Genomic DNA, 12700 nt, shown 5'->3' with positions numbered 1-12700 from the left:
CATGAAGGAAATCAAAGTTTTTTGCCCTGCCACTATAGCAAATGTTTCGTGTGGATTTGACGTCCTAGGTGTCGCCCTTGATAATGTAGGCGATACAATGGTTGTTAGGAAAACCCAAGAAAAAGGTATCCGAATCACCAAACTTGAAGGTCAAGATTTACCTATGGAAACGCTTCAAAATGTTGCAGGCGTAGCAGGTTTGGCTCTTTTAGAAAAAAGCGATTACACAGGTGGATTTGAAATAGAAATCTACAAAAAGATTAAAGCCGGTAGCGGAATTGGAAGCAGTGCCGCAAGTTCTACTGGTGCCGTTTGGGCCATGAATGAACTTTTAGACAGACCGTTTACCACGCTTGAGCTCGTTAAATTTTCTATGGAAGGAGAAAAACTGGCAAGCGGAGTAGCTCATGCAGATAATGTAGCTCCTGCCCTATTTGGTGGTTTTACATTAGTACGTAGTTATGACCCACTGGATATTATTCCAATTCATACGCCAATAGAATTACACGCAACTGTAATTCATCCACAGATAGAAGTTAAAACATCAGATTCAAGGAAGATACTTAAAACCAATATTACCTTGGCGGACGGTATTAAACAATGGGGCAATGTTGGCGGACTCATAGCTGGTCTGTTTACTGAAGATTATGACCTCATAGGCCGTTCATTGGAAGATCACATTGTAGAACCTATACGTTCCATACTTATACCTGGTTTTGATCAAGTAAAAAGTGAAGCCCTAAAGGCTGGTGCCTTAGGTTGTGGTATCTCAGGCTCGGGTCCATCTATATTTGCGTTCAGCAAAGGGATAGATACCGCAAATGAAGTTGCCGCAGCAATGAAAGAAGTATACAAAAACATCGGTATTGATTATGATGTTCATGTATCTAAAATTAATAGTGAAGGAATTAAGACCATACAGTAATGAATTTTTACAGTCTAAACAAAAAAGCCCCTGAAGTTTCATTTAAAGATGCCGTTATTAAAGGTATTGCGCCTGACAAAGGTCTTTATTTCCCTGAGAAAATAGAACCGTTGCCTAAGCGTTTTTTTGAAAATATTGAAGATTTAACGGACCATGAGATTGCCTTTAACGCAATTCATCAATTCGTATCCAAAGAAATACCGAATGAAAGGCTTCGTGAAATCATTGCCAAAGTACTTGACTTTGAGTTTCCTGTTGTAGAAATCGAAGAAAATGTGGCTACTTTAGAACTTTTTCATGGGCCAACTATGGCTTTTAAAGATGTAGGTGCCCGTTTTATGGCCAACTGTTTGGGTTACTTTTCAGAAGGAGAAAAACAAGATGTAACCGTACTAGTTGCCACTTCTGGAGATACCGGAGGGGCAGTTGCCAATGGATTTTTAGATGTAGAAGGTGTTCGTGTAGTGATTCTATATCCTAACGGTAAAGTTAGCGATATTCAAGAAAGACAATTAACCACTTTAGGTCAGAATATAACCGCTCTTAAAGTTGACGGTACTTTTGACGACTGTCAAAAAATGGTAAAAACTGCATTTTTAGATGAAACCCTTCTGGAAAAAATGCAATTAACTTCGGCCAACTCCATTAACGTGGCGCGTTGGTTACCACAATTATTCTATTTTCTATTCGCCTATAAACAAGCGAAATCAAAAGGAAAAGAAATCGTTTTCTCAATTCCAAGCGGAAACTTTGGAAACGTTTGTGCCGGAATGGTAGCACAGCGTTTAGGCATGCCTGTAAAGCATTTTATAGCTTCTACCAACGTAAACGACACCGTACCCGAGTTTATGAAGACTGAGGAGTATAAGCCAAAACCATCTACAGCAACCATTTCAAATGCTATGGATGTGGGTGATCCAAGTAACTTTATACGGATCAGACATTTGTACCAGGACAATTTTGAGGCACTAAAAGAAAACCTTTCTTCGTATTCCTTTTCAGATGCCGAAACTAGAGAGACCATGAAAAAAATATACGGAGAAAGCGGATATGTTGCGGACCCGCATGGAGCTGTAGGCTATTTAGGGCTCAAAAAATATCAAGAATCGCATCCTGATGTTTATGGTATTTTCTTAGAAACCGCGCATCCTGTAAAATTCTTAGATGTTGTGGAAGAGACCATTGGCAAGTCCGTTGCTATTCCAGAACAAATTAAAAAGGTAATGGACAAGGAAAAGAAATCCATTGCAATAAAAGAATATGACGAACTGAAACAGTATCTCTTAAACAGGTAAAACCAAAAATCCCCTAAAGAAGTTCTTTAGGGGATTTTTTATTACTTCAATGTCGGAAGTTCAAACTTATCCAACGGACTTGGTTGCTTCATTATTTTTTCTATTTCCTCGGCTTTTCTTGGTGCCATTGCCGATAAATTTACCGGTCCTTCTTTTGTTATCAGAATATCATCCTCTATTCGCACCGCAATACCCCACCATTTCTTATCACAATCACTCCCTTCAGGAATATAAATACCGGGCTCAACAGTAATTACCGTATTCTCTTTAAAAGGCTGATACGTACCTTTATCATGAACATCTAGGCCTAAGTAATGTGAAGTACCATGCGGAAAGTATATCCGCGCATCTTCCTCTTTAGTTATAATTCCCAATTCCATTAGACCTGCAGTAACTACTTTACTGGCCACTTCACCTGGAGCTTGAAACGGAGCACCAAGAATACTAGCTTTAATTCCCGCTTCCTGTGCATCGTATACAATATCGTATATCTGTTTTTGTTCTTTTGAAAACTTTCCGTTTGCCGGTATCGTTCTTGTAACATCTGCAGTGTATCCATGATATTCAGCACCTAAATCCATTAAAATCAACTCTTCACCTACTTTAGGTTTGTTGTTTTCAATATAGTGTAAAATACATCCGTTGTTCCCTCCGCCTACAATAGAAGGGTATCCTTCATATTCTGCTCCATACTTTTTATACACATATTCATGTACACCTTGAATTTCCGTTTCCGACATATTTGGGTGCATAGCTTTCATTACCTCAACTTGGCCTACCGCAGAAATTTCAATAGCTTTTTTTAAAAGCACCATTTCTTCGGCTGATTTGGTTTCCCGCAGCGTGGCCATAATTTCGTTAAGCATAGAAGAATTCAAATTATTTGCCTCCAATTTTAATGTTACTTTCTCTTTTATTTCACTTCTTAATTTGTCGTCCTCAGCATTTACAAAACCGTTTATGAGTTCATCTTCTTGCAGCTTTTCATCCCTACTAAGATAACGTCCTAAAACCTGCGCTACATTTGCGCTGTTCTCAACATCCGTAGACGTAATCATAGAATAGAATCTATCCTTTGAGCTATCAAAATCAGCCGGGTATTTTGCTTTCGTTTTAAATGTTTGTATTAAATCGAACAAATCAGCCTCATCACTTGAATCACGAAAATCATTCTCAAAGTCAAAAAACAACACCTTATCAAACTGTTCAAAATTTACTGGTATATCCTTAAACGCACTTCCGTTAAAAGCTGTTGCGAAACCCAATTTACTCTTTACCCCTTCTATACCCAATCGTTTTCCGTTCCATTGCTCCGCTCTTGGGTCCCGTTCTTGCACATATAATATTTCATCATTACTAACCCCAGCAACTTCTTGGTTCTCAGAAAAAATGAGCAAAACTGCATTAGGTTCGTTGTAGCCCGTTAGGTAATAAAAATTAGGGTCTTGATGATAGACATAATCTACGTCATTTGCACGATTGCGAACCGCATTTGCAAAAAATACGGCCACACTATTAGCGGACATCAATTCCCTCACTGCCTCTCTCCTACCTTTATGAAAATCAGCCGAAAGAAAATCCGTCGGTTCATCTTGCGCAATGCCTGTCAAAGGCGCCTGCAATAACGCCACCAATAAATAAAGAAGTCTCACCATTATGTTTGTTTTATAGAATTAGTTTAAAGTTTGGGTAATTTACAAAGATTGTGTAAAACATAACAAAGCGCAATTATACAATAGTTAAATATTTCAATAGCTTTGTACATCTAAATATACAAGTACGATGAAAAATACTGCATTAACCCAGACCCATATAGCTTTAGGAGCTAAAATGGTGCCCTTTGCAGGGTATAACATGCCTGTTTCTTATGAAGGTATAAATGTAGAACATGAAACAGTTCGTAATGGTGTAGGCGTTTTTGACGTTTCGCACATGGGAGAATTTTTAATTGAAGGACCAAAAGCCTTAGAGCTAATTCAAAAAGTATCTTCCAATGATGCTTCTAAACTAACCATTGGTAAAGCCCAATATAGCTGTCTTCCTAATGAAACAGGTGGTATTGTTGATGACCTTCTTGTATATCGCATTAAAGAAGAAACCTATCTTTTGGTAGTAAACGCTTCCAATATTGATAAAGATTGGTCGCATATATCAAAATACAATGAAGAGATAGGCGCAACTATGCGTAATATTTCAGATGGATTCTCGCTCTTAGCTATTCAAGGTCCTAAAGCTGTTGAAGCAATGCAAGCCTTAACTTCGGTTGATTTATCCAGCATTAAATTTTATAATTTTGTTGTTGCTGATTTTGCTGGATTAGGAAATGTAATCATATCTGCCACGGGATATACTGGTTCTGGTGGATTTGAAATCTATTGTAAAAACAGTGAAGTTCAACAAGTATGGGACAATATTTTTGAAGTTGGCGCCGCTTACGGCATTAAACCAATTGGCCTTGCTGCTCGTGACACCCTACGTCTTGAAATGGGCTATTGTCTTTATGGAAACGATATTGATGACACTACATCTCCCTTTGAAGCTGGTTTAGGATGGATTACAAAATTCACTAAAGATTTTGTGAACAGTGAATCCTTAGCTAAAATAAAAGCACATGATCCAGAACGTAAACTTATTGGTTTTGAGCTAGAGGAAAGAGGCATACCAAGACATGGTTATGACATTGTGGACGGCCAAGGAAAAACTATTGGTATTGTAACCTCGGGAACTATGTCTCCTTCACTAGAAAAAGGAATTGGATTAGGTTACGTTCCTCAAGTTTTTTCTAAAGTTGGTTCTAAAATACACATTCAAGTTCGTAAAAAAGCTATACCCGCAACGGTGGTAAAGCTTCCATTCTACAAAGCATAATGGTAAATTATCAAACCATAATAGACAACATTGTTGCGAACTCCAAAGAAACAACAAACAGAGGTGTTGTAGCTTCGTATATTCCAGAACTAGCTAATATTAGCTTACATAAGTTTGGTATTCATATTCTAGATGCAAACCAGAAAAGCTATAGTTCCGGAGAAGCATTGGAAGGCTTTTCTATTCAAAGTATCTCTAAAGTACTAGCACTTGCTTTCTCTTTTGGCTTGGTAGGAGATGAATTATGGAAAAGAGTTGATGTTGAGCCTTCTGGCGACCCGTTCAACCACCTGTCTCTTTTAGAACTAGAAAATGGCATTCCTAGAAACCCTTTTATAAATGCAGGAGCTATAGTAATTGCAGATATTCTGGTATCTCACCTAAAAAATCCAAAAGAAGAATTTTTGAGTTTTGTTCAAGAACTAACAAATGACTCCTCTATTCGCTATAATGAAAAAGTAGCGTTGTCCGAAAAAAATACAGGATTTAAAAACTATGCCGCGGCCAATTTGTTGAAATCCTATGGTAATCTCAATAATGATGTCGAATCTGTACTTGATATGTATTTTCATCAATGTTCATTGGAAATGAATTGTAAACAATTGACAGATGCCTTTTATATTTTCATGAATCACGGTAAATGTCAAAGAGGAAAAAGTTACCTTAACATAAACCAGGTAAAACGTATAAATGCATTAATGTTAACTTGTGGTTTTTATGACGAAGCTGGAGAGTTTGCATTTGAAGTTGGTCTTCCCGGAAAAAGTGGCGTTGGTGGCGGAATAGTAGCTTTGCTACCTAATGTATATTGTGTAGCTACCTGGTCTCCTGGTTTAAACCCAAAAGGAAACTCTAAATTAGGAATGGCTGCATTAGAAGAATTAACAACCAAAACAGGACACTCAATTTTTTAAAGATTGGATATAAAAAAAATTTTAATACTTGGGGGAAGTGGCTTTTTAGGTAACGCTATTTATAAGGAACTATGTAACTATTTTGACACTTATGGAACCTATAATTCAGCTAGGCGGTCGTTTGAAGACAATAAGCAATTCTTCAAATACGATATGGAGGAAGATGATGTACATGAAATATTAGAAAAAGTCCGGCCTAATGTAATCGTTTCTGCCGTTAGGGGTAATTTCGCAGCTCAAATATTGGCTCATCAACATATTGTTGAATATTTAAAAGAGAACGATTGTAGACTATACTTTCTTTCTTCTGCCAACGTCTTTGATGCCTACAGAAAATACCCATCTTACGAGCACGACAAAACACTTTCCGAGAGTGTTTATGGAAGGTTAAAGATTAAAATCGAAAATATGCTGCTTAGGCTGCCGCAAGATAAAATGGGAATCTTACGTATTCCAATGGTTTTTGGAAATAGCTCTCCGCGGATAAAAGATATTAAAAATTACATTTGGGATAATGCCCCTGTTGAAGTTTTTCCTAATCTGGTTTTGAATGTTACCAATGATGACAAACTAACCCAACAAATCCACTATCTCATTAACAGAGACAAGACAGGAATCTTTCATTTGGGTAGCAAAGATCTTGTGCACCATGAAGATTTCATAAAAGAAGTAGTAGAACGCATTGGAGAATTTAGTCCTATTTACAAACGGATATTTACAACTAACGACGAGAGATATCTTGCCGTTCTACCGAAAGACAATAAATTGCCAAAAAATTTACAATACGGATATCAAGATATTATTGAACATCATGTAATACGTTAATCTTAAATTAGGCTCCTTTCACTACTCAAAGAATTTGAATTGCGTAATTTATGAGAGCTTACTAGTTATGAACAAAAAAAATTCAGAATCCTATGAAAAAACTATCGGAACAAGAAATAGAAAGCCAACTTACCAAATTAAGTGGTTGGGAATATGTTGATGGTGCCATTGAGACTTCTTTTGAATTCAAAGATTTTAAAGACACATTCTCTGTTATGACCCGCATTGCTTTTGAATGTGAAGCTCAAAGCCATCACCCAGATTGGAGCAACGTCTACAATTCTTTACATATTAGACTTAACACCCACGATGCAGAGGGCATTACTGAAAAAGATTTTAAGCTGGCACAAAGCATAGAAGAGATTATAGATAGTGAATAAAAAGTTGATAAAGGGTTCTCCTTCATTGGTTCAAAAACGATACTAAGTAAAGTTCTTTTGAATTGATGAAGTTCAATTCCTTGTAACAGTTGTCATTTTTATTAAATTTACTACCTTCAACAAATATATTACACATAGATTATGGGAAGAGCTTTTGAATTCAGGAAAGCACGTAAAATGAAGCGATGGTCGGCAATGTCAAAAGCCTTTACGCGAATTGGTAAGGACATTGTTATGGCAGTAAAAGAAGGAGGACCGGATCCGGATTCCAACTCTAGACTGCGAGCCGTAATTCAAAATGGTAAGGCCGTTAACATGCCTAAAGACAATATTGAGCGCGCTATTAAAAGAGCCTCAGATAAAAGTCTGGGCGACTATAAAGAAGTACTTTTTGAAGGTTACGCTCCGCATGGCATTGCTATACTTGTAGAAACTGCTACAGATAACAATACCCGTACCGTTGCAAATGTTAGAAGTTATTTTAATAAATGTAATGGTAATTTGGGTACTTCAGGTTCGGTAGAGTTTATGTTTGACCATACTTGTAATTTCAGGATTCCTGCTGAAGGGATTGACCCTGAAGAATTAGAATTGGAGCTTATTGATTTTGGCGCAGAAGAGGTTTTTGTTGATGACGATGGCATCCTAATTTATGCTCCTTTTGAAAGCTTTGGTGCTATTCAAAAAGAATTAGAGAATAGAGAAATAGAAATTCTATCATCTGGCTTTGAGCGTATTCCGCAAGTAACCAAAGCACTTTCTGAAGAAGAAGCTGCTGATGTTGAAAAACTTTTAGAGAAAATTGAAGAAGATGATGATGTACAGAATGTATATCATACAATGCAAGAGTAATTTAATTCTTTGCTTATAAAAACAAAAAAGCGACCATTACTGGTCGCTTTTTTGTTTTAAAAAATCTATATTATTTTCTATTTCATAATTACCATCTGTTTTTGGTACAGCATTCCTTGAGCGTCTAGTGACCTGATAAAGTAAGTTCCTGAAGGAAGTTCTTCTACGTTTAATAAGTACTCCCCATCATCAGATACGGCTGATCCACTATATGAATGTACCAATCTTCCAGAAACATCAAATACATTTATCTCAGTTAATTGAACCGGTTTTTCAAAACTTAATATTGTTTCAGCTATCACAGGATTTGGGGATAACATAGGCGTATTTGTTATTATTCCCTTTCCACTATTATTATCAAAAGGCACCTCTAGCGCTTCACAGCCTAGGCCAGCATCATTTATAATCCAATGATAAGTATCTATTAATTGTTGACGTGCGTCAGCTCCTCCACAGTATGCTATGTTATCTGCGTCTAAAGTAATATTCTGTATTAAATCATCCTGTTCCGCCCACCCGATTAGGGTACTATCATAATTTGATGAGCTCAAACCTGAATCAGAAAATACACCCGATAAGTTTATCACCTTAGAAATATCAAAGGAGGATAGATTTTGATTGAATGAAATCGCATTGAAAAATGCATATTCTAGATTGATAAGACTACTAGTATCCCACTCATTTATGTTTTGATTGAAAGAGTCCGCTGCAAAGAACATAAAACTCATATTAGTAACCCTGCTAGTGTTCCATTTACTTATATCTTGATTAAAGCTATCCGCGTCAAAAAACATTTGCCCCATATTAGTAACGAAACTAGTCTCCCATTCGCTTATATCTGTATTGACACTATCAGCATTTCTAAACATACCATATAATGAAGTTACATTAAGTAAATTAGGAGAATCTGTGGCTAAAATTTGAACATTCTCACAATTCGCAAAAGCAAAAAACATAGTACTCCAAGGCATATCTCCCCATTGATCTACAGATAAAAGCTTATTCTTATCTCCAGAATCACCAAATGCTATTTGAGGATAAGAACCTGTAATACTTACTTGATACGTACCTGTAGTTACATAAGTATGTGTAATTTCTCCTGTAACCCCTATATCTAAAGTGCCATCTCCCCAATCAATGTCGTAATCATAAGTTTCTCCAGAAGAAGTAGGTATCGTTATTTGGTTGTTATTTGACAACCCTATGTTATCCGTTTTCCAACTAGTTACAAATGGTGATGTGTTAATACAATTTAAACCGCTATCAATTATGTTCCAATTATTTATATCAATTAATTTTTGTCTAGCAAATACCCCTTCACAATAATTTAAACCAGTTGCATCTAAGCGAAAATTAGTTAACTCTTCTTTCTCTGACCACGAAATGAGCATACTATCGTAATTCTCTACACTAATACCAGAATAAGGAAATGTCTGAAACATCCAAGTAATTAAAGAAAAATCCCAATCCGAAAGATCCTGATTAAAAGCTGATGCTTTATAAAACATACCATCGATATTTGTTACTTTACTAGTATTCCAAATACTAATGTCTTGATTGAAAGACTCTGCTTGATAAAACATATAACTCATATTGGTAACATTACTTGTGTCCCAATTACTAATGTCTTGATTAAAGGAATCCGTTTTATAAAACATACCCGATAAAGAAGTAACACTACTAGTATCCCAACTACTAATATCTTGATTAAAATTAGATGACTCACTAAACATATAACGCATATTGGTAATTGTACTAAAATCCCAAGTATTCAGATTATTATTTATGTTATCAACACTTCTGAACATAGTTGAAAGAGAAGTTACGTTAGATAAATCAGGAGCGTCAGCTGCTAATATTTGAAGATTAATACATCGATCAAAAGCAGCTGCCATGGAAGACCATTGTATATCTCCCCATTGATTTATAAATAGTATTTTCTCTAAATCTTCTAAATAAGTGAAATGTATCCTTGGAAAATCTCCAGAGATAGAAATTTCATAGGTTCCAGCTATTGCATAAGTATGTGTTATCTTTCCTGTTACTCCAGTGTCTATAGTACCATCACCCCAATCAATGTCATAATTGTAAGTTTCCTCTGAAGAAGTTGGTATTGTTATTTGGTTATCTTCTGAAGTTCCATCATTATCTGTTTTCCAAGTGGTAATAAAAGGGCGTTGAGAGTTTTTGCAATCAGCAGTTATTCCTCCATCTGAAATATTCCATCCAAATTCATCTTCTAATTTATATAAGTAATTTTCGCCTTGGCAATATTGGCTGTCACCAGCATCGAAAGTTACTCCATTTTTTAGCTCTTGATTACTCCATCCTAATAATAGTTTATCATAATTTTCAGTGGAAAGGATTACACCCGAAAACATCGAGAACATACTTTCGGCATTTTCTACATTCCAGCCTCCTACATTTTGATCAAAAGAAGTTGCCCCTCTGAACATGTGGCTCATATATTTCACCTTAGAAGTATTCCAGCTCGAAATATCTTGGTTAAAAGAGGATACGGATAGAAATAAATTTCTCATATTCAAAACATTAGATGTATCCCAATTACTAATATCACCATTAAAAGCAATTGCACTTTCAAACATTGAACTCATGGTGCTAACACTACTTACATCCCAATTGTTGATATCTTGATTAAAACTTATAGCTCTATTAAACATATTTGCCATTGTAATAACATTAACCACATCCCAGTTATTTATATCTTGGTTGAAATTGCTAGCTGAGTAGAATGTATATGCCATATCGGTAATATTACTAGTATCCCAAGAATTTATTGTTGAATTCCATTTTAGGTTGGAACAGAACGCAAAAGTGGTATCAAATGATGTTACGTTTGTAAGATTAGGAATATCAGTTGCCTTAATATCTAGATTAGAACAACCGTTATATGCCGAATGGAAAGAAGCCCAAACATTATCACCCCATTGTTCAACTGTAAGAAGTTTTTTTTCGTCATTCTCTCCAGAAAAACCAAAATATATACCAGGAAAATCACCAAATATTGATACTTCATAGGTACCAGGAATATCATAGGTATGGATAGCATCTTCAGTTAAGCCCGAGGTAGTTGTTCCATCACCCCAGTCGACTGTATAATCATATTCAAAATCAAAAAAACTTGCATTTTCATAAGTATGAATAGTAATTTGATCATCTCCTGATATTCCTGGATTATCAGTTTTCCAAGTAGTCACAAAAGGCCTGAATTCATTAATTTTGGCCTCATTGATTCTGAACTCAGAAATACTGTTCCAGTCATTGTTCTCCTGTGAATTGCCTTGGCCTATATAGCGCAAGTACCTTGCACTTTGCAACGGAAAGCTATAAGCCTCCAAAGATATGGAAGTGCCACTGCTCCTTTGGCCTTCCAAAACGTTAGTCCAGTTAGAACCATCATCCGATACGGCAAGGTCGAAACTACTGGACCTTCGGTTTCCCGAGAAAAAGGCGATCTCCACATCGGACACGTTCTTGGTCTCCCCAAGATCAAAGGTCATCCATTCACCCAAACCGTTGGAACTCCATCGGGAATAAAAATTGCCGTCCATAACGTTGCAGGGGCCGTTGCCGTCGTCCGAACTGACTGAAATCCGAACGGGAGCGATTCCCGTACTCGGCGAAGAATCCAGACAATCCCTTTCAGGTAAAACAAACTTGTTTATTCGGAATTCCGTAACTCCTCCTAAATCATTATTGTCTTGGGAATCTTGAACCGTATATCGTAAATACTTGGTATTTTGGACGGGAAAATTAAATTTTTCCAAGGCCAGCGAGGCTCCGCTGCTAGACCCGTCCTTTAGTGCCGTTGTCCAGTTAGAACCATCATCCGATACTGAAATATCAAACACGCTAACCCTTATATCACCTGACAAAAAGGCTATTTCAACTTGGTCTATTTCACTTGAACCATCCAATTCAAAAGTTATGGATTTGCTCGAAAAATTGCTACTCCAATAGGAGACCAAATCATTGTCCATCACATTACAGGGACCGTTGCCCTCATCTGAAACAGCATTAATTCTTTTTGGCACTATGCCGGAAGAGGGACTTGGTTCAATACATTCAACTTCAGGTAGTCTTGGTTCGTTTATTCTGAACTCAGAAATACTGTTCCAGTCATTGTTCTCCTGTGAATTGCCTTGGCCTATATAGCGCAAGTACCTTGCACTTTGCAACGGAAAGCTATAAGCCTCCAAAGATATGGAAGTGCCACTGCTCCTTTGGCCTTCCAAAACGTTAGTCCAGTTAGAACCATCATCCGATACGGCAAGGTCGAAACTACTGGACCTTCGGTTTCCCGAGAAAAAGGCGATCTCCACATCGGACACGTTCTTGGTCTCCCCAAAATCAAAGGTCATCCATTCACCCAAACCGTTGGAACTCCATCGGGAATAAAAATTGCCGTCCATAACGTTGCACGGGCCGTTGCCGTCGTCCGAACTGACTGAAATCCGAACGGGAACGATTCCCGTACTCGGCGAAGAATCCAGACAAATGTTTTGGCTATTACCCTTAAAAAAGGTTATAGTTAAAAGAATCATAAAAATAACTACACGGGGGTTTGAGTAAAGTTTTATCATATAATTGGTTGGTTAGCTAAATAGCATCAATAAGTAA

At 36.9% G+C, this 12700-nt stretch carries 9 protein-coding genes; 7 read left to right on the top strand and 2 right to left on the bottom strand.

Annotation, left to right across the window (positions count from 1 at the left end):
* Window position 1 precedes the first annotated feature (1 nt).
* Together IWB64_RS11910 and thrC are read left to right on the top strand one after the other, a co-directional pair.
* Entirely contained in the window at window positions 2–925 is a 924-nt protein-coding gene (locus IWB64_RS11910) for a homoserine kinase (RefSeq protein ID WP_194534208.1), read from the top strand.
* Window positions 925–2220 (top strand): threonine synthase, encoded by a 1296-nt coding sequence (gene thrC / locus IWB64_RS11905; RefSeq protein WP_194534207.1) that lies wholly within the window; start codon window positions 925–927, stop codon window positions 2218–2220. The genes IWB64_RS11910 and thrC overlap by 1 nt, the downstream gene beginning before the upstream one ends.
* A gap of 41 nt (window positions 2221–2261) precedes the next feature.
* On the opposite strand, the gene IWB64_RS11900 is transcribed toward thrC, so the two are convergent.
* The gene (locus tag IWB64_RS11900) at window positions 2262–3875 is read right to left on the bottom strand and encodes an aminopeptidase P family protein (RefSeq protein ID WP_194534206.1); all 1614 of its coding nucleotides are present in this window, start codon (window positions 3873–3875) and stop codon (window positions 2262–2264) included.
* 127 nt (window positions 3876–4002) lie between these two features.
* On the opposite strand from IWB64_RS11900, the gene gcvT reads away from it, so the two are divergent.
* From gcvT to IWB64_RS11875, 5 genes are all read left to right on the top strand, one after another.
* On the top strand, window positions 4003–5088 hold the full coding sequence (gene gcvT, locus IWB64_RS11895; protein WP_194534205.1) for a glycine cleavage system aminomethyltransferase GcvT: 1086 nt from the start codon (window positions 4003–4005) through the stop codon (window positions 5086–5088).
* Window positions 5088–6002: a glutaminase gene (locus tag IWB64_RS11890; RefSeq protein ID WP_194534204.1), complete on the top strand. Its 915-nt coding sequence runs from the start codon at window positions 5088–5090 to the stop codon at window positions 6000–6002. The genes gcvT and IWB64_RS11890 overlap by 1 nt, the downstream gene beginning before the upstream one ends.
* A 3-nt stretch (window positions 6003–6005) precedes the next feature.
* Window positions 6006–6827: a sugar nucleotide-binding protein gene (locus tag IWB64_RS11885; protein WP_194534203.1), complete on the top strand. Its 822-nt coding sequence runs from the start codon at window positions 6006–6008 to the stop codon at window positions 6825–6827.
* A 92-nt stretch (window positions 6828–6919) separates the two neighbouring features.
* On the top strand, window positions 6920–7207 hold the full coding sequence (locus tag IWB64_RS11880; RefSeq protein ID WP_194534202.1) for a 4a-hydroxytetrahydrobiopterin dehydratase: 288 nt from the start codon (window positions 6920–6922) through the stop codon (window positions 7205–7207).
* A gap of 141 nt (window positions 7208–7348) precedes the next feature.
* Window positions 7349–8059 (top strand): YebC/PmpR family DNA-binding transcriptional regulator, encoded by a 711-nt coding sequence (locus IWB64_RS11875; protein WP_194534201.1) that lies wholly within the window; start codon window positions 7349–7351, stop codon window positions 8057–8059.
* Between the two features lie 77 nt (window positions 8060–8136).
* On the opposite strand, the gene IWB64_RS11870 is transcribed toward IWB64_RS11875, so the two are convergent.
* On the bottom strand, window positions 8137–12663 hold the full coding sequence (locus tag IWB64_RS11870) for a BspA family leucine-rich repeat surface protein (RefSeq protein ID WP_194534200.1): 4527 nt from the start codon (window positions 12661–12663) through the stop codon (window positions 8137–8139).
* Between the last annotated feature and the right edge of the window lie 37 nt (window positions 12664–12700).

Source organism: Zobellia nedashkovskayae, from assembly GCF_015330125.1.
Lineage (GTDB): Bacteria > Bacteroidota > Bacteroidia > Flavobacteriales > Flavobacteriaceae > Zobellia > Zobellia nedashkovskayae.
This window is presented reverse-complemented; position numbering and strand designations above follow the sequence as displayed.

What these genes read in the sequence shown, in the direction of transcription:
- IWB64_RS11900 (WP_194534206.1), bottom strand. Translation starts at nt 3,875, where the DNA reads ATGGTGAGACTTCTTTATTTATTGGTGGCGTTATTGCAGGCGCCTTTG.
- thrC (WP_194534207.1), top strand. Translation starts at nt 925, where the DNA reads ATGAATTTTTACAGTCTAAACAAAAAAGCCCCTGAAGTTTCATTTAAA.
- gcvT (WP_194534205.1), top strand. Translation starts at nt 4,003, where the DNA reads ATGAAAAATACTGCATTAACCCAGACCCATATAGCTTTAGGAGCTAAA.
- IWB64_RS11880 (WP_194534202.1), top strand. Translation starts at nt 6,920, where the DNA reads ATGAAAAAACTATCGGAACAAGAAATAGAAAGCCAACTTACCAAATTA.
- IWB64_RS11910 (WP_194534208.1), top strand. Translation starts at nt 2, where the DNA reads ATGAAGGAAATCAAAGTTTTTTGCCCTGCCACTATAGCAAATGTTTCG.
- IWB64_RS11875 (WP_194534201.1), top strand. Translation starts at nt 7,349, where the DNA reads ATGGGAAGAGCTTTTGAATTCAGGAAAGCACGTAAAATGAAGCGATGG.
- IWB64_RS11890 (WP_194534204.1), top strand. Translation starts at nt 5,088, where the DNA reads ATGGTAAATTATCAAACCATAATAGACAACATTGTTGCGAACTCCAAA.
- IWB64_RS11870 (WP_194534200.1), bottom strand. Translation starts at nt 12,663, where the DNA reads ATGATAAAACTTTACTCAAACCCCCGTGTAGTTATTTTTATGATTCTT.